At 41.0% G+C, this 25,492-nt stretch carries 23 protein-coding genes and 1 other RNA gene; 11 read left to right on the top strand and 13 right to left on the bottom strand.

Going from position 1 to position 25,492, the window contains the following annotated elements:
- Window positions 1–218 precede the first annotated feature (218 nt).
- Window positions 219–315, bottom strand: an RNA gene (gene ffs, locus C9I86_RS00510) — signal recognition particle sRNA small type.
- Window positions 316–478: 163 nt separating this feature from the next.
- Window positions 479–1,216 carry a hypothetical protein gene (locus C9I86_RS00505; protein ID WP_080156904.1) on the bottom strand — a complete coding sequence of 246 codons (738 nt, stop codon included), beginning with the start codon at window positions 1,214–1,216 and terminating at the stop codon, window positions 479–481.
- 89 nt (window positions 1,217–1,305) lie between these two features.
- On the opposite strand from C9I86_RS00505, the gene C9I86_RS00500 reads away from it, so the two are divergent.
- Both C9I86_RS00500 and tesB read left to right on the top strand, forming a co-directional pair.
- The gene (locus C9I86_RS00500) at window positions 1,306–1,614 is read left to right on the top strand and encodes an MGMT family protein (protein ID WP_107275330.1); all 309 of its coding nucleotides are present in this window, start codon (window positions 1,306–1,308) and stop codon (window positions 1,612–1,614) included.
- 64 nt (window positions 1,615–1,678) lie between these two features.
- Window positions 1,679–2,536, top strand: coding sequence for an acyl-CoA thioesterase II (gene tesB / locus C9I86_RS00495; protein ID WP_107275329.1), 858 nt, complete (start codon window positions 1,679–1,681; stop codon window positions 2,534–2,536).
- Between the two features lie 74 nt (window positions 2,537–2,610).
- Here the strand turns inward: tesB and C9I86_RS00490 are convergent, their stop codons facing one another.
- Complete coding sequence (locus C9I86_RS00490; RefSeq protein WP_107275328.1) at window positions 2,611–3,072, bottom strand: Lrp/AsnC family transcriptional regulator; 462 nt, start codon at window positions 3,070–3,072, stop codon at window positions 2,611–2,613.
- A gap of 400 nt (window positions 3,073–3,472) precedes the next feature.
- On the opposite strand from C9I86_RS00490, the gene C9I86_RS00485 reads away from it, so the two are divergent.
- Together C9I86_RS00485 and queC are read left to right on the top strand one after the other, a co-directional pair.
- Window positions 3,473–4,558 carry a PLP-dependent cysteine synthase family protein gene (locus C9I86_RS00485; protein ID WP_107275437.1) on the top strand — a complete coding sequence of 362 codons (1,086 nt, stop codon included), beginning with the start codon at window positions 3,473–3,475 and terminating at the stop codon, window positions 4,556–4,558.
- Between the two features lie 327 nt (window positions 4,559–4,885).
- A complete protein-coding gene (gene queC / locus C9I86_RS00480) occupies window positions 4,886–5,584 on the top strand; it encodes a 7-cyano-7-deazaguanine synthase QueC (protein WP_107275327.1) in 699 nt (232 codons plus the stop codon).
- Between the two features lie 96 nt (window positions 5,585–5,680).
- Here the strand turns inward: queC and prmB are convergent, their stop codons facing one another.
- Window positions 5,681–6,613: a 50S ribosomal protein L3 N(5)-glutamine methyltransferase gene (gene prmB, locus C9I86_RS00475; RefSeq protein WP_080156910.1), complete on the bottom strand. Its 933-nt coding sequence runs from the start codon at window positions 6,611–6,613 to the stop codon at window positions 5,681–5,683.
- 53 nt (window positions 6,614–6,666) lie between these two features.
- Here prmB and smrB point away from each other — a divergent pair, with 53 nt between their 5' ends.
- Window positions 6,667–7,197 carry an endonuclease SmrB gene (gene smrB / locus C9I86_RS00470; protein ID WP_080156911.1) on the top strand — a complete coding sequence of 177 codons (531 nt, stop codon included), beginning with the start codon at window positions 6,667–6,669 and terminating at the stop codon, window positions 7,195–7,197.
- Here the strand turns inward: smrB and C9I86_RS00465 are convergent.
- Window positions 7,194–7,553, bottom strand: a complete 360-nt coding sequence (locus C9I86_RS00465; protein ID WP_235865864.1) for a hypothetical protein — start codon at window positions 7,551–7,553, stop codon at window positions 7,194–7,196. The two genes, smrB and C9I86_RS00465, sit on opposite strands and share 4 nt — an antisense overlap.
- Before the next feature lie 16 nt (window positions 7,554–7,569).
- Entirely contained in the window at window positions 7,570–8,043 is a 474-nt protein-coding gene (gene sixA / locus C9I86_RS00460) for a phosphohistidine phosphatase SixA (protein ID WP_080156912.1), read from the bottom strand.
- 277 nt (window positions 8,044–8,320) lie between these two features.
- On the opposite strand from sixA, the gene C9I86_RS00455 reads away from it, so the two are divergent.
- Window positions 8,321–11,086, top strand: coding sequence for an insulinase family protein (locus tag C9I86_RS00455; protein ID WP_107275326.1), 2,766 nt, complete (start codon window positions 8,321–8,323; stop codon window positions 11,084–11,086).
- Between the two features lie 240 nt (window positions 11,087–11,326).
- A complete protein-coding gene (locus tag C9I86_RS00450) occupies window positions 11,327–11,608 on the top strand; it encodes a hypothetical protein (protein ID WP_080156914.1) in 282 nt (93 codons plus the stop codon).
- 118 nt (window positions 11,609–11,726) lie between these two features.
- On the opposite strand, the gene fadJ is transcribed toward C9I86_RS00450, so the two are convergent.
- Both fadJ and fadI read right to left on the bottom strand, forming a co-directional pair.
- The gene (gene fadJ / locus C9I86_RS00445; protein ID WP_107275325.1) at window positions 11,727–13,829 is read right to left on the bottom strand and encodes a fatty acid oxidation complex subunit alpha FadJ; all 2,103 of its coding nucleotides are present in this window, start codon (window positions 13,827–13,829) and stop codon (window positions 11,727–11,729) included.
- Window positions 13,829–15,139 (bottom strand): acetyl-CoA C-acyltransferase FadI, encoded by a 1,311-nt coding sequence (gene fadI, locus C9I86_RS00440; protein WP_107275324.1) that lies wholly within the window; start codon window positions 15,137–15,139, stop codon window positions 13,829–13,831. The genes fadJ and fadI overlap by 1 nt, the downstream gene beginning before the upstream one ends.
- A gap of 619 nt (window positions 15,140–15,758) precedes the next feature.
- On the opposite strand from fadI, the gene C9I86_RS00435 reads away from it, so the two are divergent.
- From C9I86_RS00435 to C9I86_RS00420, 4 genes are all read left to right on the top strand, one after another.
- Entirely contained in the window at window positions 15,759–16,322 is a 564-nt protein-coding gene (locus C9I86_RS00435; protein WP_080156917.1) for a sigma-70 family RNA polymerase sigma factor, read from the top strand.
- Entirely contained in the window at window positions 16,315–17,052 is a 738-nt protein-coding gene (locus tag C9I86_RS00430) for a DUF3379 family protein (RefSeq protein WP_107275323.1), read from the top strand. Before C9I86_RS00435 ends, C9I86_RS00430 begins: the two co-directional genes overlap by 8 nt.
- A gap of 263 nt (window positions 17,053–17,315) precedes the next feature.
- Window positions 17,316–18,554, top strand: coding sequence for an outer membrane protein transport protein (locus tag C9I86_RS00425; protein WP_080156921.1), 1,239 nt, complete (start codon window positions 17,316–17,318; stop codon window positions 18,552–18,554).
- 358 nt (window positions 18,555–18,912) lie between these two features.
- Complete coding sequence (locus tag C9I86_RS00420; RefSeq protein WP_080156923.1) at window positions 18,913–20,172, top strand: outer membrane protein transport protein; 1,260 nt, start codon at window positions 18,913–18,915, stop codon at window positions 20,170–20,172.
- Window positions 20,173–20,249: 77 nt separating this feature from the next.
- Here the strand turns inward: C9I86_RS00420 and C9I86_RS00415 are convergent, their stop codons facing one another.
- From C9I86_RS00415 to C9I86_RS00395, 5 genes are all read right to left on the bottom strand, one after another.
- Complete coding sequence (locus C9I86_RS00415) at window positions 20,250–21,053, bottom strand: MlaA family lipoprotein (RefSeq protein ID WP_080156924.1); 804 nt, start codon at window positions 21,051–21,053, stop codon at window positions 20,250–20,252.
- Between the two features lie 71 nt (window positions 21,054–21,124).
- A complete protein-coding gene (gene ccmI, locus C9I86_RS00410) occupies window positions 21,125–22,414 on the bottom strand; it encodes a c-type cytochrome biogenesis protein CcmI (RefSeq protein WP_080156926.1) in 1,290 nt (429 codons plus the stop codon).
- On the bottom strand, window positions 22,411–22,926 hold the full coding sequence (locus C9I86_RS00405; RefSeq protein ID WP_080156928.1) for a cytochrome c-type biogenesis protein: 516 nt from the start codon (window positions 22,924–22,926) through the stop codon (window positions 22,411–22,413). Before C9I86_RS00405 ends, ccmI begins: the two co-directional genes overlap by 4 nt.
- A complete protein-coding gene (locus tag C9I86_RS00400) occupies window positions 22,923–23,507 on the bottom strand; it encodes a DsbE family thiol:disulfide interchange protein (protein WP_080156929.1) in 585 nt (194 codons plus the stop codon). The genes C9I86_RS00405 and C9I86_RS00400 overlap by 4 nt, the downstream gene beginning before the upstream one ends.
- Window positions 23,500–25,491, bottom strand: coding sequence for a heme lyase CcmF/NrfE family subunit (locus C9I86_RS00395; RefSeq protein ID WP_080156932.1), 1,992 nt, complete (start codon window positions 25,489–25,491; stop codon window positions 23,500–23,502). Before C9I86_RS00395 ends, C9I86_RS00400 begins: the two co-directional genes overlap by 8 nt.
- Between the last annotated feature and the right edge of the window lies 1 nt (window position 25,492).

The following is a 25,492-nucleotide window of genomic DNA, read 5'->3' as shown; positions in this document are numbered from 1 at the left end:
GGTAGTTTGGTAGTTTGGTAGTTTGGTAGTTTGGTAGTTTGGTAGTTTGGTAGTTTGGTAGTTTGGTAGTTTGGTAGTTTGGAGATTATAACGAACTATTTATTATTGATAGTAATAAAAAGAACAAAACAATAATATTGAACTACACTGTAAAGAGTGAATTAGAATGTAACTTTTTGATAGAAAAGGGATTTGCTAAACGCTAGATGGGTGGAAGCCCCCACCAGCCACATCCCGGCACACACGACGCCTGCTGCGGTTGCTCCCTTCCGGGCCTGGCCGAGTTCACAGGTTAGTGTTGCGGGAGGACCAATGGGGGCCTCCATAGATTCTTTGTCTCTTTCGAGAACGGGAAGGATTATCTATTAACCTCGCCAACAATGCAAGCCGTTATCTTACCCTTTTGTTTGACTGCTGATTATTTGCTCGAATTTAAACAAAATAGTAATAAAGTCAACCTATTGCCCATTAGTTAAGATTATTCATCCTCTTCTTCAGGATCATCTAATAGTGATTCACCTAACAAGCCTCCGCCTAATACTAATAGCCATGAGACTAAAATCGGATTCTCAACACTAAATTGTGGCAACACCACTAAGGTCGTAAATCCAATCGCGGGTAATATACAAGCAAGGCGTGGAATCCAATCTTGATGTTTCATTTTAATCAGGCTTTGTAGTGCTGCGATTAATCCTGTAACACACAAGCCGACTAATGCCGCAGCTCCCATTCCACCTATCCATAGTGGTAATACCGCGAGTAATGGCCACCATGTGTTACCGGCAATAGGACGCCAACAACGGGCGGCATACCAAATAACACCAATCGCGATAATTTGCACTAAGGTTGCACTGATACTGCCCTCTAGCTTGCCTTCTCCTTGCAATGCCATTAAACCAACATTCATTGAGAGTGCAATTGAGATCATCAATGCGCCAAGCTGCCAACAGCCTTTGGTGGAGATACAAATCATCAGAATAGGTAGCATCATAAATAAACTGATTGATAATGCTAACGGTTGTTCAGGCAGCATCGCACCGTAGGCACCTAAGCCACAGAGCAATAGCCAACCTGCAACACCACTTTGTGGTAGTAGCCACAGAGCAGGAATAGCAAGTGCTAACACGGGCAACTCCCCCGCAGTTTGACCGAGAGCACTGACACCTAATACCGTTAAAATTAAGGTAACGGTAACCAATGAAGCAGCATACAACATGGCAACACCTCCTTGCGTTATCCTGTTGTCTAAAAAGATAGAACCGCTATTATTTACCAAGCATATTATTTAACGGCTACTTATTAAATATGGACGACTTTTGCAATCAAATCTATAGCCAAGTCTATCAAATTCCATTTGGGCTGGTTTCTACGTATGGCGATATTGCTAAATTTGCCGGTTTTCCTGGGTATGCTCGTCATGTCGGACGCTTAATGGCGACCTTACCTGAAGGCTCAAAAATACCTTGGCATCGTGTTATTAATAGCCAAGGCCGGATTTCATTAAAAGATGATGCACTATTAAGACAGATAGCGGCATTACGAGCAGAAAACATTGTCGTCTCTGACACTGGGCGAATATCACTACGCTATTATCGATGGCAAGGGCACTCATAGGCATATTGGCAGCAGCGCTAAATCAGCATACCATTCCCCTAGTTTTTATTTTTCAGGATGTACCATGAGCAAACAATTAGATGAACTACTAACTTTATTGCAATTAGAGCAAATTGAACGTGAACTCTTTCGAGGCCAAAGTGAGAATTTAGGTTTACCACAGGTATACGGTGGTCAAGTTATAGGGCAATCTTTATCAGCAGCGAAGCAAACGGTAGATCCCGAGCGTCATTTACACTCTTTTCATAGCTATTTTCTTTTACCGGGTAATCCAGAAAAACCGATTATCTATGATGTAGAAACCCTACGTGATGGTCGCAGTTTTAGCACTCGTCGTGTAAAAGCCATTCAAAATGGCCACCCTATTTTCTATTTAACGGCGTCTTATCAAGCGGATGAACAAGGGTTTGAACATCAAGCTACAATGCCAAATGTAGTGGGTCCTGATGGCTTAGCGTCTGAAAGTGATTTAGTTGAATCGGTTGCACAATATTTACCGCCAAAGATTGTTGAGATGTTTGGTAACAAGCGCCCGATTGAAGTACGCCCAGTAACGGTCATTAACCCTTTAAAACCAGCGATTGCAGAACCAAAGCAACATTTATGGATAAAAACCAATGGTGCAATGCCTAATGATTTAAGCATTCACCAATATATGCTGGCTTACGCGTCTGATTGGGGATTTTTGACCACATCATTACATCCACATGGCGTCACACTCTTTAGTCCTCATATGCAGGTCGCGACCATTGATCACTCAATGTGGTTCCACCGTCCATTTAAAGTTGATGAGTGGTTACTGTATGTAATTGATAGTCCATCAGCGAGTGGATCACGTGGCATTGTGCGTGGTGAAATTTATAATCAGCAAGGACAACTTGTTGCATCGGCGGTTCAGGAAGGATTGATTCGCCAGCACTAACTAAAACATCACATAAAAATAACCCCAAATCACTACAACAATGACTCGGGGTTATTTTTAGTATGTAGGCGTAGTTAAACGGGTAATGCTGTGGTGTATTTTAGTGGTTCCATTGCAAAGGTGGACGTCACATTAGTCAGGTCAGAAACAGCCGCGACTAGTTTTTTATACATATTATCAAAAGCTTGCATATCAGCCACTTGTACTTTCATCATGTAGTCATATTCCCCAGCCATGCGATAAAATTCCATCACTTCAGGAAATTCCGTTACCGTTGAAACAAAATGATTAAACCAATCTTGTGAGTGGTTGCTGGTCTTAACTTGTACAAATGCAGTAAAGGCGATACCTAATTTTACAGGATCAAGCAGTGCCACCCGTTGGCGTAAAATACCGTCTTCTTCAAGACGCTTTAATCGTTTCCAACATGGAGTAGTTGTTAAATTCACAGCGTCCGCAAGTTCTGCCAACGGCATGGTTGCATCATTCTGCAATAAACGTAACAACGTTCTATCAACACTATCTAAAACTGCCATTAATGCCACCAATTAGGATAAAAAGGGTAAATACTTCCTAAAAAATACCTCTTATTCAGCAAAGAGGCAAAAAAATTACTAATAATAACGATCGCTACCACTTTATTTATGTAATCTCACAATAGACAACTATGGGTTTTAAATCTACAGTGGTAGATGTCATTGAAACCCACCACCGGAACTAAGAACCACTTCCTATAAAAACAACAAAAAATAGAACAGGTTTTTACTTTAATTTTTAAAAGTAGAACTATTTTCCATAAAACATCAAACAAACAACAAATAAAGCAAAGATTTTTTTATTACCATTGTTTACTATATACCCATGTTGCATCAAGGGAGTTGATTAAGTAAACACTCGATGGATTCGAATTAAGCAAAGAGGTAATACGTAATGAATATGACTGTAAATACCGCACCAGAACACAATGCTTGGATCAGTAACTCAATCAAAGCCATTGAAGCAGACTACCAACGTTCTGCCGATACTCATTTGATTAAACTTGATATGCCCAGTCTTGAAGGTATCGATATCTATCTAAAAGATGAAAGTACGCATCCGACGGGAAGCCTAAAACATCGTTTAGCACGTTCATTATTTTTGTATGCGCTCTGTAATGGTTGGATAAACCAAGATACGACGGTAATTGAATCGTCATCAGGCAGCACCGCAGTATCAGAAGCCTACTTTGCACGTTTACTCGGACTGCCGTTTATTGCGGTAGTACCACGGAAAACAGCACGCAAAAAAATTGAGCAAATTGAATTTTACGGTGGTAAAGCCCACTTTGTTGATTCATCAGCCGCTATTTATGAAGAATCTCGTCGCTTAGCCAAAGAATTAAATGGTCATTATATGGATCAATTTACTTATGCTGAACGAGCAACTGACTGGCGTGGTAATAACAATATTGCGAACAGTATTTTTAACCAAATGAAATTTGAGCGATTTCCAATTCCAAGCTGGATTGTAATGAGCCCAGGAACAGGTGGTACATCGGCCACAATTGGTCGCTATATTCGTTACCAAATGCACCCCACTCAATTATGTGTGGTTGATCCTGAAAATTCTGTCTTCTACGACTATTTTAAGGAACGAGATACTGCGATTACGTTAACAACAGGAAGCCGCATTGAAGGAATCGGACGACCACGTGTTGAACCCAGTTTTATTCCCAATGTTATTAACGAAATGCGCAAAATTCCTGATGCAGCCAGTGTGGCAACCGTCCATTGGTTAGAAAAGATCATTGGTCGTAAAGCAGGAGCTTCAACAGGTACTAACTTGTATGGCGTATTGCAAATAGCGACAGAAATGAAACAACGCGGTGAAACAGGTTCAATTGTGACCTTGTTATGTGACAGCGGTGAACGTTATTTAGAAACCTATTATAACGACGACTGGATCACCGCCAATATTGGCGATATTAATCCACACCTAGCTCAATTGCAGCACTTACAACAAACGGGTGAGTGGCCAGTATAACGAATAAAGAACAACCCCTTGGGTTGGTTAGCTACAGCGCCAACCCCCCTATTTTTATTTACAACCCGGTTATATTTTGTGTCTTTAAGCAAATACGGATAAAACTAATTGTGCTCTGCATTTTATCAATTAGGTTTATATGGATAACGTATCACGCTTATTTTATGCCGTACACTTTGTACGGCTTTTTTTTATCGGTGCTATTTGTCATCGCTACTTTTCTATCGCCTTCAGCTGAGTTAGCATATCCCCATGCTAATGAAATCATCATTAGACTATTATTGTACCGACTGTTTCTCGGTAATCACTCACAAAGGATAATTCATCATGGCAAAAGCCGTAGTTGTTTTCAGTGGCGGTCAAGATTCGACCACGTGTCTCATTCAAGCATTAGCGCACTACGATGAAGTGCACTGTATTACGTTTGATTATGGTCAACGCCACAAACTAGAGGTTGAAATTGCCGAGCACATTGCCAAAGATCTTGGTGTTGCCGCACATAAAGTCATGGATGTCAGCTTAATTGGTGAGCTTGCAATCAGTTCATTAACCCGCGATAGCATTCCTGTTTCTCATGAATTACAAGCCAATGGTTTACCTAATTCATTTGTACCAGGACGTAACATTTTATTTTTAACTTTAGCGGGTATTTATGCCTACCAAATTGGTGCAGAAGCGGTAATCACAGGGGTTTGTGAAACAGATTTCTCTGGCTACCCTGATTGCCGCGATGAATTTGTACGCTCACTTAACCACTCGTTAGTGCTCGGTATGGATCGTCAATTTACTATCAAAACGCCATTAATGTGGCTCAATAAAGCCGAAACATGGGCACTTGCAGATCAATATGGCAAACTCGATTATATTCGTGAACAAACATTAACTTGTTACAACGGTATTGTCGGTGACGGCTGTGGTGACTGCCCATCTTGCGATTTACGTCGTGCCGGCTTAGAAGATTACTTACAGCATCAAACGACGGTTATGGCTGCATTGAAAGCCAAGCAAGCACAACATAAAGCGTAATCATTATTGCATTGATTTAAATAGCAAATAATATAAAAAAAGCCGACATCAATACTATTGATGTCGGCTTTTTATTTTGCGTTATTTGAGTACTGATTAATCGCGGTAAAGTGCAAAATCGGCAGCACAATCAACAAGCTGCTCACGAGTTAACATGAACACACCGTGACCACCATTCGCAAACTCTAGCCACAAGAATGGAATATGCGGATATTGCTCTTCCATGTGGATCATTGAGTTACCCACTTCACAAATCAAAATACCGTCGTCTTTAAGGTAATCCGGTGCATTTGCAAGAATACGACGTACCAATTTTAGACCATCACTGCCCGCGGCTAAACCTAGCTCTGGCTCATGACGGAATTCTTCTGGTAGGCTGTCCATATCTTCTTGGTCAACATACGGTGGATTGGTCACGATAAGATCGTATTTATCTTTTGGAATATCACGTAAAAGATCAGAACGAAGCGGAATCACTTGCTGCTCAAGGCCATGATCCGTTATATTCTGCTCAGCAACAGCGAGTGCATCAGTCGAAATATCAACAATATCGACTTCTGCTTCAGGGAACATGTGCGCACAAGCTATACCGATACAGCCACTGCCCGTACACAGATCCATGATACGTGTTGGTTCTTGTTGTAAAAAGGGTTCAAAACGGTTTTCAATGAGCTCACCAATCGGTGAACGTGGTACTAATACACGTTCATCAACGAAGAACTCCATACCGCAAAAGTAGGCAACATTCGTTAAGTATGATACGGGTGTACGATCATTGATTCGACGCATAACACGCTCAACAATACGATGACGCTCACTGCTTGTTAAACGAGAATTACGCACTTCCGGTGGAACATCCAACGGTAAATAAACTGTCGGTAGTACCAGTTGCACGGCTTCATCCCACGCATTGTCTGTACCATGACCATAAAATAGGCCAGCAGCGTTAAAACGGCTAACCGTCCAGCGTAGCATGTCCTGCAATGTGTGAAGTTCGCTGACAGCTTCGTCGACAAAAATCTTATCCAAAATAGCCTCCGATAAACGCTACAATACCACTATATAATTGTTGGAATTTCATTATGAGTAATAAAAATTCACCGCTTGAAGATGATTTTGATCTCTTCAAGGCAGAGGTAAAAGGCGTAAAAAAGTTCACGCATGATACCATAATCACGCCCCGTCAACAGAACTCAAAAGCAGATAAAGCAAAAGTGATGGGCAAAGAGACTCAAAATCATGAGTTTTATTTCTCAGATGAATTTGAGCCCCACCTTAGCGACACGGGTCCAACCCAATATGCGCGAACTGGCGTGTCTAAATATGAAGTAAAGAAATTACGTCGTGGTGTATATGTGCCTGACATTTATCTTGATATGCACGGTATGACACAACAAGAAGCAAAACGTGAATTAGCCGCAATGATTGCCGCTTGTATCAAAGAACACGTGTCATGTGCTTGTGTTATGCATGGCATTGGCAAACATATTCTCAAACAAAAAGCACCAATGTGGTTAGCACAACATCCTGATGTGATGGCTTTTCACCAAGCGCCTTTAGAATTTGGTGGCGCGGGCGCGTTGCTCGTCTTAATTGATATACCAGAGCGCTAATACCGTGGTTTTACCATATGGCCAACTTTGATTACTTTACCACGGTTAAATAACGTCACTTCTCCTGTCTCACAGACTTTAAGGCGTTCTTTAACTGCGGTTTCAACATAGAAATACTCACAATCATCATTACGGGCGCTATCAATACGCGCAAAAATGACCAATGGCGGAGCACCGACTTCATTGGAATGGTTAGCGAATGTTAAGCTACTGCCCGTTTGTGAAATATGCATGCCTTCAGTTTGCCCATCAGACCATTTCACCATACCGTTAGCTGTAATATGGGCTGGCTCACCCACACTGCATCCAGCCATAAACAAGACACCCGCCAGCGCCATAATCTCACACTTCGTCATGGTCATTTATTACCTATTATTTATGTGGTTGATGCTGCCACAACAATTTGCTCTTTCCTGATTGTGGATCATAATCAATCGCGGCAATCGCAGAGGTCAAAAACATAGGTGGTTGTAATCCGGGAACTAACTCTGCTGTTAAATAGCCCACTAGCGGTAAGTGTGAAATCAACAGTAGCGATTGTGGTTGCTCGGTTTCAATGGTCGCTTTAATAAAATCAGCCACCGTTTCAGCATCACCATAAGGGGTAATATCTTCAACGCTACCGACTTGAGTCGCGGTAGGTAAGCTCTTTACCATTGCTTGCCATGTTTGTTGGGCTCGTAAGTAAGGGCTAACCCATACTTGATCTAATTCTCCCTTCAAATGTGATGCTAATAATGTTGCCATTTGCTGTGATTGCGCAATGCCACGCGTCGTTAATGGGCGTTCAGCATCACTTGCAGCAAAATTTTCGGCTTCACCGTGACGCATAATATAAATTTGCATAGATATTTCGATAACCTCAGTTAAACAATCGCAGATCCTACTCACATCATCGAGTCGGTCGATCATTATTACATGCTTTTATTATTGGCATAACCATAGAGTTTTAATTCTGTGGCTAAGCTTACTTTTTAATGGCTCAATTGGTTAACTCATCACTTATTTATTTAATTTATTAACAGAAATGCGACTTATAATTCATCTAATCGCATCTTCAATTTGCCAGCCTTAATATTGAACGTCATACTTAACCTAATTCCCTCAAAAATAGGCTCTTCCTGTGCATACTAGCCCTAACGATCATAAGCAGTATCGCTATCTCACTTTAGCGAATGAACTTCGAGTACTGCTCGTTCATGATGCTGAAGCGCCTCGCTCTGCTGCTGCATTGTCTGTCGAGATAGGCCACTTTGATGATCCCACGGATCGTCAAGGCATGGCACACTTTCTTGAGCATATGCTTTTTCTTGGCACCGAAAAATACCCACGCGTCGGTGAATTCCAAACCTTTATCAACCGTAATGGTGGTAGCAATAATGCATGGACAGGCACTGAAAACACTACGTTTTTCTTTGAAATCAGTCCCCATGCATTTGAAGAGGGATTAGATCGCTTTGGCCAATTTTTTACCGCCCCATTATTTAATGAAGACGCGGTTGATAAAGAACGTCAAGCTGTTGATTCTGAATACAAACTAAAAATAAAAGACGATGTACGTCGTTTGTATCAAGTGCAAAAAGAAACCATTAATCAAGCCCACCCTTTCGCTAAATTTTCGGTTGGCGATCTCACTACGCTTGATGATCGTAATGGCCAGTCTGTACGTGATGATCTGCTGGCATTTTATCATCAACATTATTCAGCTGATGTGATGGGGCTGGTGCTATTAGGCCCACAATCATTAGATGAACTAGAACACTTCACTCAAACGTTCTTTAGTGAAATTCCTAATGCTACCACTAAAAAACTAGCAATAGACGTGCCATTTGTTACTGAAAACGAATGTCAGAAGTTCATTCAAATTGAACCTATTAAAGAATTACGTAAGTTAACTTTATCTTTTGCGTTGCCATCTGTTGATGCGCATTATCAAATTAAGCCGCTGTCATACATTGCTCACCTACTGGGAAATGAAGGCACGGGCAGTTTAATGGCAATATTAAAACAACGTGGATTAATCAATACCCTCACCGCTGGCGGTGGTGTCAGTGGTAATAATTTCCGTGAATTTACCATTGGTTTAAATTTAACCCCTAAAGGCCAGCAACACACAGATGAAATCGTGCAGTGCGTGTTTGCCTTTATTGCTTTAATCAAACAGCAAGGGTTAAATGCATGGCGTTACCAAGAGAAGAAATCCGTCTTGGAAATGGCATTCCGTTATCAAGAGAAAAGCCGCCCTCTGGATACTGTCAGTTATTTAGTGATGAATCTGCTGCATTACAACGCGGAAGATATTATCTACGGCGATTATATGATGGAAGGCTATGATCAAGATCTACTTGAACAACTATTAGCTTACCTTAGCGTGAGTAATATGCGCTTAACCTTAGTCGCCCAAGGTGGACACTACGATCGGGTTGCTGCTTGGTATGACACCCCTTATTCAGTGACACCATTCACACCACAACAAATTGAAAGCTGGACCAATGTCAGCCTTGATGACGCATTATTATTACCAGAGCCTAATATTTATTTGTGTGAACAATTTGAACCCTTGCCACTTGAAGCAGGATCTGAATTACCCCCACAATTAATTCAAGATTTACCCGGTTTTCGTTTATGGCATAAACAAGAACATGATTTTCGCGTACCGAAAGGCATTGTTTACGTCGCTATTGATAGCCCACATGCCGTGAGTTCAACGGAAAATATTGTTAAAACACGGTTGTGTGTCGAACTGTTATTAGAAGCAATCAATGAATCGGCTTACCCAGCTGAAATTGCAGGAATGTCTTACAATCTTTATGCTCATCAAGGCGGTGTAACCCTACAGCTTTCTGGCTTTAGTGAAAAACAACCTCAATTGATGCAACTGATTTTAGCGCGTTTTAAAAATCGCCATTTTACTCAGCAACGGTTTGATAATATCAAAGCCCAAATGTTACGTAATTGGCGCAATGCAGCAGAAGATAAACCAATCTCTCAGTTGTTTAATCAACTTACAGGATTATTACAGCCGAATAATCCGCCTTATCCGCACCTTATCGAAGCACTGGAAACCATCACTATTGATGAACTACCACCATTTGTTGAGGCGATGTTTGCCGAAATACACATTGATGCTTTTGTCTATGGTAATTGGGTCAAAAAAGATGCGTTGGCACTGGCTGAAACCCTCAAAGATGCCTTTAGAGTCACTGACCAATTATACGGTGAATCACAACGTCCATTAGTGCATTTAGAAAACAGTGGCACCTTAACTTACGAGTTAGATTGTCATCATGAAGACTCAGCGATTTTGATGTATTACCAATCTCGTCAAACAACGCCACACAAAATTGCGATTTATACACTCGCTAATCATTTAATGTCGACCACGTTTTTCCATGAATTACGGACCAAACAACAGCTTGGTTATATGGTGGGAACGGGTAATTTGCCACTAAATCGTCACCCAGGATTGATCTTGTATATTCAATCTCCTGTGGCTGAGCCAAGTTATTTATCCGATGCTATCGATGATTTCACCAATGCTTTTGCACTTGTGTTATTAGAGTTAAGTGAAGCACAATGGCAAGCGAGTAAAAAAGGACTTATTGCACAAATTTCTGAGCCCGATACTAACCTACGTTCACGTGCACAACGGTTTTGGGTCAGCATTGGCAATAAAGATGAAAACTTCAATCAGCGCCAATTAGTGGTTGAAAAGCTAAAACAACTCAGCCGTGTTGATATGATTAAGTTTATTGTTGATACGGTTAAGCCTCGTACCGCAAACCGGTTAGTAATGTATTACACGGGGAAAACCCACCATGATGCAGAGCCATTAATAATCGGCAAAGCCATTGAATCTATAGCTGATTTTCAAAAGAACGCTTACTAAATAAAAAATCCCATTTATGTACTTTCAACTAGAAAGAGTTCAACATAAATGGGATTTTTATTTTGCACTCTAATCTGATCTACTTTTATTATGATAAAAATCGCTTTCATAAGATTTCAGTAGCCAATTAAGCCCTCTTCAAACCATAATGTTTATCTCGAATATATCGTTATTACTATCACGAATTAATATAGATAGAAATGCTTACGATAGTAACGAATAGATTAGAAGAGGACTCACGTGACTCAACAATGCCCACATTGCCAAATTGAAATACACGCGCCAAAACTGAACGCGTATGAAGATAATTTTGTTTGCCCGCACTGTGCTGCCACTTTATCTCACAGTCAGATTGATATCTTTCTCTATGCTTTCTGTTTTATTGCATTGAGTGCATTATTGCTGATATTAGTGGGCCATGTGAACACCTTCATCGCGTTGGTCTTTGCCGCTGTGGGTTATCGTCTTTGCCGCAGCAAATTATTTGAATCTCATTTTCGTTTAATTCGCTGTACGTACTAATATCGAACTCATAACAATAAAAAAGCCTGCATGATGAAGTATCCAACATTAAGGATCACTGCATTGAACAGGCTTTTTTTGTTACGGTTATTTTTAAACATCTATTACACGATCAACGCTAATAAAACCGTTTTTCTTGTTGCGCCATCGCGACTAAATAATCACAAGGTGCAAATCTTTCACCATGAGCATCGCTGTATTCACGCATCATATCAACCACCAAATCAATGCCTAGGTGATCCATGTAATGGAATGGACCGCCAAGGAATGGTGGAAAACCAATACCAAATATAGCGCCAATATCACCATCACGAGCAGATTGAATCACCCCTTCATGTAAACAGCGAGCCGCTTCATTAAGCATCATTAACGTACAACGAATCGAAATATTGGCTTCAGTTAATTGCTGTTCTGGTGTGATCCCAAGTAAGGTATAAACCGATTTATCCACTTCTTTATTATTGGTGTTATACAAATAGAACCCTTTACCACTTTTACGACCTTTACGCCCATCTTGTTGTAATACATCAAACATTGCTGGTGTCGCAAAACGCTCACCGAGCTCTGTGACTAAAATAGGGCTGATCTTAGCACCAATATCAACCCCAACCTCATCAAGTAATGTTATTGGTCCAACCGGAAAACCAAAATTAAGCAACGCCGTATCAATATGTTCAATAGGCTCACCCGCTAATAATATTTGAGCCGCTTCATTCATATATGGCGCTAAAATACGGTTAACATAAAAACCTGCTTTATCAGCAACGACAATCGGGGTTTTACCTTGTTTTTTAGCTAATGCAACCACAGTTGCAATGGTTGTGGCGGAGGTTGTTGCGTGTGGAATAACTTCCACTAATGGCATTTTTTCAACCGGACTAAAATAGTGTAAACCAACAATATTTTGTGGGCGCTGCGCATTTGCTGCAATTTGATGAATCGGAATCGAGGACGTGTTAGTTGCAAAAATTGTGTGCTCGAATGTATTGGCTTCGATTTCTTGCACCATCTGTTGTTTAAGCGCAATATCTTCAAATACTGCTTCTATCACCACATCAGCATGAGCTATACCACGATAATCAGTGCTGCCAGTAATACGTAACATCTGCTGTTGCAGTTGTGGTTTTCGAATAATATGCCGCTGACGTTGTTTATTTAAAATGGCATAGTTATACGCGAGTGCATGCTGAATACCATCATTAGTAATATCTTTTATTCGTACCGCTAAACCCGCTTTCATGGCTGACACATGCGCGATCCCACCGCCCATTAAACCGCCACCCAGTATCGCTATACGCTCGATATTAATTGGCTCAGCATCGGCACCTGTCTCTTTTTTCATCGCCGTCGTAGCAAAGAAAATATCGCGTAATGCGCTTGATTCCGCAGTCATTACCAAGTCACCAAACACTTTCGCTTCTTGTTCAAGCCCGGCTTCAATGCCTTTTTCTAAACCATATTTTACAGTATCTAAAATCGCATCAATGGCGGGATAACATCCACGTGCCTTTTGCTGCGCTTTTTTAGCGGCTTGATCAAACACCACACTTCGGCCAAAAGCATTACCAGCCATCGCCCAATCTTGAAATGAATGGGTACGAATTGGCTTAGTGGTTAAAGCCACTTGTTCTGCTACCTGTAACAAAATAGTCTGTGGCACAACTTGATCAACCAACCCTTTTTTTAAGGCTTGCTTTGCTCGTACCTGTTTACCCGTGAGCATTAATTCTAAGCCATTTGCAACACCAATGAGGCGTGGTAAACGTTGGGTTCCACCAGAGCCTGGTAATAAGCCTAATTGCACTTCAGGTAAGCCTAAACGCGTAATATCATCGTCGGTACAAATTCGACTATGACACGCTAATGCCAGCTCTAATCCCCCGCCTAAACAGGGTCCATGAATAGCAGCCACGACATGCATTGGTAAATTTTCAAGGGCATTAAATAGCTGTTGACCTTTATTTGCTAGCGCTTCAGCCTCAGTGGCTGTTTCACACTTTGCCAACATACGAATATCAGCACCAGCAATGAAGTTATTCGTTTTACCTGAATACACCACCAAACCTTTAAGTTCGGGATGGTGAGTTAATTCAGCTAAGACATCATTAACCTGATCAACAAAAGCAGCTTGTAAGGTGTTCATTTTTTCATTGGCAACATCAATTTTAAGCCAGCCAATGCCATTATCGCCATAAGATAAACTAAATGCTGATTGGGTCATTATTCTGCCTCCAAAATCATTGCTGCACCAAGGCCACCAGCAGCACAAGCGGTGTTTAATGCAAAACCACCACCTCGACGTTGCAATTCATGTAATGTTTGAATGATCATTCTTGCGCCTGTCGCAGCAAAAGGATGACCGTAAGCAATCGAGCCACCAAGAACATTAAATTTATCCATGTCTATATCACCAAGCGCGTTATCTCGACCCAGTTTTTGTTGAGCAAACCGTTTAGAACTGAACATTTTCACATTGGCTAAAGTTTGAGCTGCAAATGCTTCATGCATATCAATTAAGGTTAAATCACCAAGAGTCAATCCTGCACGTTCAAGGGCTAATGGACTGGCATAGGCCGGCCCCATTAGCATATCTTCTGCAACATCAATCGCAGAAAATGCATAAGAGCGAATATACCCAAGCGGAGTCAAGCCTAATTCTTTTGCTCGCCCTTCTCGCATCAATAATATTGCCGCTGCGCCATCGGTTAATGGAGTTGAATTAGCAGCTGTAACACTGCCATGTAAACGATCAAATGCTGGGGTTAGTTGCGCGTATGCTGCCAATGTTGAATCTTGACGAATGTTATTATCACGATCAATCCATTGCAGGTAAGGCGCTGAGAATGCAGTTATTACTTCATTATTCAATAACCCATCTTGCCATGCTTTAGCCGCTAACGTATGAGAACGATGCGCAAAAGTATCTTGTTCTTCTCGACTAATCGCATGACTTTTTGCCATTTGTTCTGCCGTTTGTCCCATGCTCAATCCCGTTGAGTATTCAGCAATGGCAGGTGGTACTGGCATCAGATCTTTAACGCCTAATGCACTGAGTAATTTTAAACGTGCAGGCATGGTTTTGGCTTTACTTAATGCTAATAACGTCGCAGCCATTTTTTTACTGACCCCAATAGGTAGCATTGAGGTTGAGTCAGCACCGCCCGCGATACCAATATCAATCGAGCCGGCCATAATACTTTCCGTTACATTAACGGCAGCTTGAAAGCTGGTCGCACAGGCTCGCGTGACACTATAGGCGTCAGTGTGAATATTCATTCCCGTACCCAGTATGATTTCACGCGCAATATTTGGTAATTCAGGGGTTTGCACAACTTGGCCAAACACAACTTGATCAATTAACTGTGGATCAAAGTCAGCCACTTGTAGCATTTCATTAACGGCTAACTTACCCAAATCAAGGGCAGATAAACGATCAAATGCGGTTGATTGACGTGCGAATGGTGTCCGTAACCCGCTAACAATAGCAATACGTTCACCGTTACGTGTGGTGATATGTTGAAGACCCGTCATCGCAACTCCTTGTCACAATTATAATTAACCTCAATTGCGAGGTCAGACCACATAATTGTAACCACAAAGTAATCAAAAAAAAACATTTGTTTAAAAATGCTTCTTAAATGACGTTTTTGACGTAAAACACTTAGACTTTAAGATGGGTTGTAGTATAAAAAAGAACAATTACTCTGTGACTAAATACTCATAAAATATAGGTATTATTTTAAAGGGATAATGTCGCGGGGGCTAAATTTAAGCAAAAAAAAACCACACCCTTAGGTATGGTTTGAATTCACGCAGAAAGCAATCAATCAGCGTAATAAAATAATCAATTAACATAAAGCCAATTGCAAATCAGGAAAACCCCTGATAGGAGAAAGTAAAGTCAGCCTTCAAAAGGAAGTTGTCATCTTGCTCAACAGACGGTATTAACTATTATTAAGTTATTCAACTTAACCATAACCTCAACCATCAGATGACCCGACAACTATAACCTACCACTCAGAACAGAATTTGAACCAGATCAATTTTATTGCTATTTATACGATCTTATACACAAAAAGATAGTGCATCATTCAAAAAAGTTATCAGATGGCATCATTAATTGGTGCAATAACGCTAAACAGGCTCATCAATGATAAAAAAATTTTTTAGTAACAAAAAAGCTTCTGCTACGGTCTGTTTAAATATGGATAAACAAAAACGTTACGAAGCCCTTGTTAGAGCATGGCACCAAGATTTATATCGCTATGCTTATTGGTTATCTCATGATCCCCATATTGCTGAAGATTTAGTGCAAGAAACATGTCTACGCGCATGGAAATCATTAGATAATTTACAAGATGATAATGCTGCTAAAGCATGGTTGATCACTATTTTACGCCGTGAAAATGCGCGTAGATTTGAACGTAAGCAATTTGACTTAGTCGATATTGATGATCACCATATTGCAGACACTAAACCCAGTGTCGAAATGGATGCTGACCAATATTTATTACATAGACTAATCATGAAGCTAGCCCCCGAATATCGAGAACCGTTAATTTTACAAGTGATGGCTGGATTTAATGGCGATGAAATCGCGGGGATCTTAAACCTGAATCGCAATACTGTTATGACGCGACTTTTTCGTGCTCGTAACCAACTAAAAGAACAACTTGAAAAGAAAACGACTCAAAAGGGGAATCATCATGGATGATCTAGAATTTCGTCGCCGTTTACTGGCAGATCCTAATGATAATGACCCAGAACTGATTAAAACTAAAAATCAGTCCATCACTAATCGCCATTTTTCCAATGAATTACAGCAATTAGATCAACAACTAAAACAAGCATTGCAGGTTGATATTCCTGATAATCTGGCTGATAGGATCTTATTCCATCAATCAAGTCAGGTACATCCCCCAAAACAGTCTCACTATAAACGCTATCTATCTTACGGGTTAGCCGCGTCTGTAATGTTTTTTGTCGGAGTTATGGTAGGGCAACAATATGGGTTTTCACCACAGCATCCTACGCAGCAGGTCTTTACTCCAATATCAATGTCAAGTATCGCTTTACAACACGTTAATGCTGAAGCGAAATTTGTTGAGCATACTGATGAAGCAGTAACGTTGCAGCAGGTTAATGCCAAACTTAAACCTTTTGGTACCAGTATGAATCAGCTACCCGGCCATATTTATTATCTCAATTATTGTGGTTTTGAAGGTAACCGTGCCTTGCACATGGTTGTAGGTACCGATAAAGGGAAAATGACGGTATTTATCGTGCCACAAACCAGTGCGCAGATGGCGACAGACAGTGACCATACCAATAAAAGTTTATTATTACCCCTACAAGATGCCAGCTTAATTGTTGTTGGAGACAAAGATCAAAAACTAATGCCAATTGCAGAAAAACTTAAATCTGAGCTTTACTGGCAAATCTAGCCAATAAATCGTTACACAACGACCTAAAAATCGATATGTTTAGTAAAATATCGATTTTTAGTTGTCACTTAATCTGCTTATTTTTAATGATATATATTCAAATGATCCAAAAATAACCCAAATGAACATGATAAAATATGTTTCCCAGCCTAAACGACTGGTCAGCTTTGATACGGCTCTCCCCCCCCCTACAATCATCGCCAATCAGTCATATATAGACTGGACTAATAAATATAAAAATCATGATCAGGAATCATAAAAGCATGAACAAGAAGCAGATATTTACACGCTCAGTTATTACTGTAGCCATCGCCTTAGCGTCGTCACAAACAATGGCTGCGGGCTTCCAATTGAATGCCCAATCAGCAACAGGTTTAGGTCGTGCATTCTCTGGTGACGGTGTTATTGCTGATAACGCATCGACTATGGCCAAAAACGCCGCTTCAATGGCTCTTTTTGACGCACCAGCATTATCATTAGGTGTTATTGCCATTGATACAGATGTGAATGTTACCAATGCCCAATATAATAATAAATCTATAAATGACACATCAATTGGTGGCACTAGCTACGCACCGAACATCTACTACATTCAACCTATTAATGATAAATTTTCAGTAGGTGCTTCGTTATATTCAAACTTCGGCACTAAAACTGAATTTGATGATAATTATGCAGCCAATGCATTCGGTGGTTTAACTGACGTTAAAAGCGTTAATTTAGGTTTAAGCGCTGCTTACCGTATAAACCAACATTTTAGCGTTGGTGGTGGTTTAGATATTATTCATGGTAGCGGTAAATTAAAACGTTATATTCCAGCAGGCACAATTTCAACGCCTATCGGAAATATAAATACCCCTAAAGTAAATCTACTTGATATTGATGCAGACGGCCTAGCACTTGGCTTCAATCTTGGCACAATCTACGAATTCAATGACAATAACCGTTTTGGTTTATCATACCGTTACAGCCCAACACTAGAAGCTAAAGGCGACATGCATTATGCGGGTGCTAATATTGACGGCCAAAAATTAAAAATACCACTACCAGATATGCTTGAATTCTCTGGTTTTAATAAACTAAACGATAAATTTGCGGTTCACTATAGTATTCAATGGATCCGTTGGAGCGAGTTCGACGTCTTAGAGACATCAGGTAACGTAGAGCTGAATAATTACCAATGGCAAGATGGCTGGCACTACTCTGTAGGTGGCACTTACTACCTAAACAATGATTGGACACTACGTGCAGGTTACATGCATGACACCAGTGCTCAACAAAAGAGTAATACCTCTATTTCAGTTCCTGATTCTGCACGTGACTGGTTATCAAGTGGCTTCAGTTACCACGTTGATAGCAAATCAACTATCGATTTCGGCCTAACTTACCTGATTGGTAAAGATGTTAATGCACAAGAAACAAATCCTATTGGTATGTCAGTAAATGCGACTACCCGTGCTGATGCATGGCTATACGGTCTACAATACAGCCGTTCGTTCTAATTTGAGCGTACAGTAATAATCAATTATAAAAAAGAAGCCGTAGTGGCTTCTTTTTTTATACGCGAAATAATAGCCAATCTTTATTTTACTCATGATAACTGACCAAAAAACAAAGAATAACGCACAAATAACCATCAATATAAACCGCTGAATTAGCATGAGTTTTCGTACATGTGTACGCTCAAATATTAATAGCTTGGTCTTATCGCACAAAGTCTACCCGATAAAAAACCACAAAAATACAAAAACACAGCATAATACATTTAATAAGGCTATTTTATAAGATAGCTTTTAACGCGTTTTATTGCTGCGAGTATTATTTGCGTAATTATTTCCGTGAACAATATATTTATCTAACATGACTAAAAATAAAATTACTTTAGCCTTAGCGATTACTGCTGCTATTGGTATCAGCAATCAAGCCGCTGCCGCAGGTTTTCAATTAGCAGAATATTCTGCAACAGGTCTAGGACGTGCTTTTGCTGGTGAAGCAGCAATGGCTGATAATGCCAGCGCCCAATTCCGTAACCCTGCAATGTTAACGTATTTAAAAGGCATCCAAGTTTCAGCGGGTGCTATTTATGTTGATCCAAACATTGATATTGATGGTCGCCATACTCTATTTGGTCAAACAAGCACATCTGACTTTGCTAATAACGCTATTATTCCTAATTTTTATTTTTCTCGCCCATTAACGGATAAAGCAACAATTGGTATTGCGTTTGGTACTCACTTTGGTATGCGCACCGATCTTGGCACCGATTTCAAAGCCTCTATGTTTGGTAACCAAGCTGAAGTTCACACAGTAGAGATCAACCCTAACCTTGGTTACAAAATTAATGACCAATTAAGCGTAGGTGCAGGTGTGCGTTATGTGATGGCAAGCGGCCATTTTGGTGCGGCAAGCCCTATCGCACTACCGGGTATGATCCAAAAAGGTCAGCACCTGAAATATATGGAAGGTGAAGATAATGCATGGGGCTGGCAAGCAGGCACCGCATGGCAGATTAATGCGAATAACCGCATTGGTGTTAGCTACCAATCAGCGGTTAAATTAAACCTTGAAGGCCATGCAAATGGTGTTGCTTTTGATGGTTTTAAAAATGGTCGCTATGCGGGTACATTACCGCTTGAGCTTCCCGCTTCTGCTGAAATCGCAAGCTTCCATCAGTTAAATGACCAATGGGCTATCCATGCGAGTGTTAACTGGACCGATTGGAGCAGCTTTGAAAAACTAGAAGCTGATATTCCACAACTTGGTGGTAACCACCATATTAAAAATGAATATTGGAAAGATAACTACCGTTTCGCGATTGGTACCACTTACCAAGCAACGAATAAGTTAGTACTGCGTTCTGGTGTTGCTTATGATACATCCGCGGTTGATGAAGCAAACCGTACTCAAACTATTCCTGAAACTGACCGTACGTGGTTAAGTGTGGGTGCAGGTTATGCTTGGTCTGAAAACCTAACCTTTGATGCTGGCTTTACTTACATCTTTGCCAAAGAAGCAAAAATGATTGAGCAAGAGCAAGAGATGCCAATATTAGGTAAATTTGAAGGCCAAACATCAGGTCACATTTGGTTAGCGGGTGTACAAGCAAGTTACCGTTTCTAATCTGATACGTAATTAGCAACCAACAAAAAGACCGCCAAAATGGCGGTCTTTTTTATAGCATGAATTAATCAATAAAATTAATCACTATCAATTTCATCTAGATAGCTATCATCAAATGTTTCAGCTGCTGGCTGATCACTCACTTTACCATCACTGGCGGTAAAATTCTTATATTGAATATACGCATCACGGGTAAAGATATACGGATCAGGTGAGCTCTTTAGCATCGCTTCTTGATTGACTAATGCTGCACGATCTTCCATACCTTCAAAGATCCACTTACCTAAGCCTTCCCAGAAGTTTAATAGACTCAATGGCAAATAGAGATCATCGACAGAATCAGTAAAGCCTCTAAAGGTAATCGGGCCATAAACAGGTAACATCAAGTAAGGACCGTTACCAACACCGTAATAACCAAGGGTATCGCTAAACTCACGATCTTGAACCTTATTAATATCCGCAGCTGATGCAATATCAATCAGACCCGCCAAACCAAAAACAGTATTAATCCAAAAGCGGTTAAAATGGGTTAGCGCCTCTTTACCATGCAAGGTAAGTAAGCTATTTACCATCCCTGCTGGTTCATCAAGGTTTGATAAAAAGTTAGCAATACCAGTACGGGCAAATGACGGCGTGTAATTCACATAGGCGAGTGAAACAGGACGAGCAACATATGGATCTAAATAATTAAAGTTTAAATCCCACATCGCGCGGTTAAAGCCTTCAAATGGATCATATACTGCATCCGCCGCAGTATTATCGCCATCAATATGATCAACAACATTTGTTGATACCGTTTGCTCAGTCGCCTTATCGGGTGATTGAGCACAGCCCACCATGCCGATACTTAAAATAATTATCAGTAATAGCTTTTTATTCAAAACATACACCTAATAAAAAACAGGCTGAACACAATATTCAGCCTGCTTCATTCATTTTAGCAATTAATTACTTAATATTGCTTATTAATGACAAACGCAGTTTCTCCACCCAAGGGGGTCTGGCTACTTTGACCATACCAATCGCCTTGTTTAGTCATCACGTTACCATCGCTATCAACACGTGCTTTAATGATCATTTCTGACAATGATGATAGCTGGCGTTGTGGAATCATGCTGTCTTTATCCGTTAACGTTATCGTTAATGGGAATGTTGTCGACAACGGTAATTTCACAGCCGCAATCGGCATTGGTGAACCGTCAGCATCATGTACCGAAATAATAATATTACCTTGTTTTGGTAATACTACGTTTTTTCCTAACGCTATAGTAGCAGTAACTTGCTTACCTGTATCGATATTTTGCGTTTCAGTTGGTGTTGTTTGTTCATCAATTGCCGTTGGATCTGGTGCAACTGTTGAACCATCAGCACCGTTAATACGCATTTTTGCACGCGCAATACTACGGGTTAGCATCGGTGTACGAGAATCCTTTGGCCCAATCAGGGTTTTCATCATCGTCCAATAATCGACAGCTTGCTGGTAATGCTTCTGCTCAAACGCATCAAATGCGAGTAATGACAGCGCTTGAACGTTAGTGTGATCAGTCTTAATTACTTGACGTAAAATTTGACGCGCAAGCTCACTTTGACCAGGTTTGCCACTTAACATTAATGTTTGTGCATAACCTAAGCGAATAGCGGTATCAACAGGGTTAAGATCATACGCGCGTTTCATTGCCATTTCAGCCGTTGCTGCATCACGATTAGCTATCGCAATTCGACCTAACAGTAACCATCCCATAGGATCATCACCGTCTTTATGCAATTTAGTTCGTAACGCTAAAGTAAGATCCGACATATCTTGATCAGACAGTGGCTCATTAGCGGCGTTATCACCCATTAAACGTTGTGTTAGCTCTGGTAAGCGATTCACGGCTTGATGCCATGCTTCTACTTTAGCACTGCTACCTACAGCACCATAAACACCATAGCAAATACCCACAATTAAAATAAGGCCAGGTACAACCATTGCAGGGCTAACATATGTTGCTTGTTGCTTTTCAGTAACAGGCAAGTCATCCAATAATGTTTGTTGTAAGTCCGTCACCATATCTTGCTGGCTATCGACTAAACCTTCTTGTGATTCTTCTTCAAGTTCATGAATACGATCTTTAAAGAAGGCTTTATTAAGCTCATCTCGGCTTGCTACATCGTCATACTCTTTGCCGATATACATCGGAATTACAAAGATGGCGATCGCAATTAAAACCAAAACAGCGGTTAAAATCCAAAACAGCGTCATTTATTTACCTTTGTCTGATTATTGGTAGCTTCAGTATCTTGCTGCGCCATTTCAGCCAACAACCCCTGCAAACGTTCCGACTCAACATCATCAAGTGGCTCATCTTTGCTTAGCTCAGTTTTTTTACGTGAGCGATAAACTAAGATGCTAAAACCAATCACAATAAAACCAATAGGACCGGCCCATAGGATCATTGTTGATGCTGTCACTGCGGGATCGTAGGTTACGAAATTACCGTAACGTGCAATCATGTAATCAATGACTTGTTGATTGGTTTTGCCTTCTTTTAACAGCTCAAACGTCTTCATGCGCATATCTTCTGCTAAGGTCGCATTAGAATCGGCAATACTGTTATTTTGACATTTAGGACAACGTAAAGTCTCTGTTAGCTCTTGAAACTGCTTTTCTTGTGCCGGATTTTTAAAGTCGTACACATCAATGGCTGCCAATGCTGGCGCAACCATTGAAAAAGTCAGTCCAAGTGCGAACATCAAAGCAAAAAAGCGTTTCATGATGCTTTTGCCTCCGCTTGAGTGTTGTTATTTTTTGCCTCGGCTTGTAGTTTCTTATAAAGAGGCTCAAGGGTCTTGTTCCAGTTTTCTGGATTAACATCACCCACATGGCGGTAACGAATAATACCGTTCGCATCAATTAAGAAGGTTTCAGGCGCACCATAAACACCAAGGTCCATGCCTAACATGCCATTACCATCAAACAAAGAAATCATGTAAGGATTACCCAGCTCTTTAAGCCAGTTAATCGCTTTAGGTCGCTGATCTTTGTAGTTTAAGCCAATGATCTTCACCCCTTGCTTCGCCAACACGTTCAAGTATTGGTGCTCAGCGTAACAAGTCGGACACCACGTCGCCCACACGTTCAATAGCAGCGGTTGACCTTTAAAAATCGTTTGCTGATATTCTTTACCCGGCTCAAATAAATCTTCAAGCTTAAAGGCAGGAACAGGCTTACCCACTAATACTGATTCAAGTTTTGTTGGATCATCACCAGCAGCGTTACGGCTTAGTTGGACCATAAACATCACAACTAACGCCAAAAACAATACTAAAGGAATAAATAATAGCTTCTTATTCATTAGTTAGCTTCGCCTCCGATTTTTGATCATTTGCAGCAATATTAGCAGGCTTACGGAAACGGTAACGCTTATCGCTGATAGCAAACGCACCACCAAGTGCCATTAAGAACGCACCCATCCACATCCAGTTAACAAATGGTTTGTAGTAAATACGTACAGCCCATGCACCGTCATTACCTAAACGCTCACCCATTGCAACGTATAAGTCACGGGTAAAGCCACTATCAATTGCCGCTTCTGTCATCATTGAACCCGCAACGGTATAGTAACGTTTTTCAGCGTGTAGTGTTGTGATATCAATACCACGGCGGCTGATTTCAAAGTCAGCCACATAACCGTCATAGTTAGAACCATCTGCATCGCGTAAACCTGCAAAGTGGAAGTCATAACCTTTAACGTTAACTGATTGTCCTGGTGACAAACGTAAATCACGCTCAATACCGTAGTTCGATACTAATGTCATACCAATGATAGCAATCGCTAAACCTAAATGGCCTAACATCATCGCCCAGTGGCTACGTCCTAACTTACTCAAACCTTCAAGGAAAGAGTGACGGTGGGTTGCGCGACGGTAGATTTCAACAAGATGGAGAACAATAATCCACACTGCCATCATCACACCAACAACCGCTAACGGCTCAACCACACTTGCAGTTAAGTAAATAACCAAGAATGAGAATGGAACGGTGAATAAACCACACCACAACATTGGTTTTGCGATTGAAGCAAAGTTATCACGTTTCCAACGAACCAGAGGACCGATACCCATTAAGAATGAGAATGGCACCATTAACCATGTAAATAGGGTATTAAAGAACGGTTCACCAATAGAAACAGAGCCTAAGCCTAATTGTTTATGAACTAATGGTAGTAACGTACCAATTAATACCACTAATAACGCAGCAACTAATAATAAGTTGTTGGCTAATAAGAAGTTTTCACGCGAGAACAATGCATAGTTACCACGAGAACGAATTTGACCACCACGCAGTGCATAAAGCAGTAATGAACCACCAATAACCACCACTAAGAAGCCAAGAATAAACATACCGCGTGACGGATCTGACGCAAATGCGTGTACAGAAACCAACACACCAGAACGGACTAAGAACGTACCTAATAGACTTAGTGAGAAAGCAGAAATCGCCAGTAATACTGTCCACGCTTTAAATGTACCGCGCTTTTCAGTGACTGATAATGAGTGCATTAATGCTGTACCCGCAAGCCATGGCATTAATGATGCGTTTTCAACGGGATCCCAGAACCACCAGCCGCCCCAGCCAAGTTCGTAGTAAGCCCACCATGAGCCAAGTGCGATACCTAAAGTTAGGAATGACCATGCCGCGATTGTCCACGGACGTGACCAACGTGCCCAAGCCGTATCTAAACGACCAGTCATTAGTGAGGCAATAGCAAATGAGAATGCAACAGAGAAACCAACGTAACCCATGTACAACATTGGTGGGTGAACAATTAAACCGGGATCTTGAAGCAATGGGTTTAAGTCACGACCTTGTACTGGGAAGTCTGGCAATGTACGCAAAAATGGATTCGATGTTACGATGATAAACAGTAAGAAACCCACTGCAACCATACCCATAACGGAAAGTACACGCGCCACTGCTTCTAGAGGCATACCACGGCTAAATCGAGCAACAGCTGCTGCCCAACCCGCTTGGATAAGTACCCATAGCATCAATGAACCTTCATGCCCGCCCCATACTGCGGTTAAACGGTAATACCATGGCAGTAAACTGGTTGAGTTACTGGCAACATACGCTACCGTAAAATCATTGCTATAGAACGACCAGCTCAAAATACCAAACGACAATGCAAGCATGCCGAATACTCCGTAGGACAGTGGACGTGCCATACGCATCATTGCTTGGTTACCAACCGTGGCACCATACAATGGGTAAATGCTGGCCAGCACCGATAGCGCTAATGCGGCTATAAGTGCGAATTGGCCTAATTCAGGGATCATT

It is taken from the genome of Photobacterium sp. NCIMB 13483 (assembly GCF_003025475.1).
Taxonomy (GTDB): Bacteria; Pseudomonadota; Gammaproteobacteria; order Enterobacterales; family Vibrionaceae; genus Photobacterium; species Photobacterium piscicola.
This window is presented reverse-complemented; position numbering and strand designations above follow the sequence as displayed.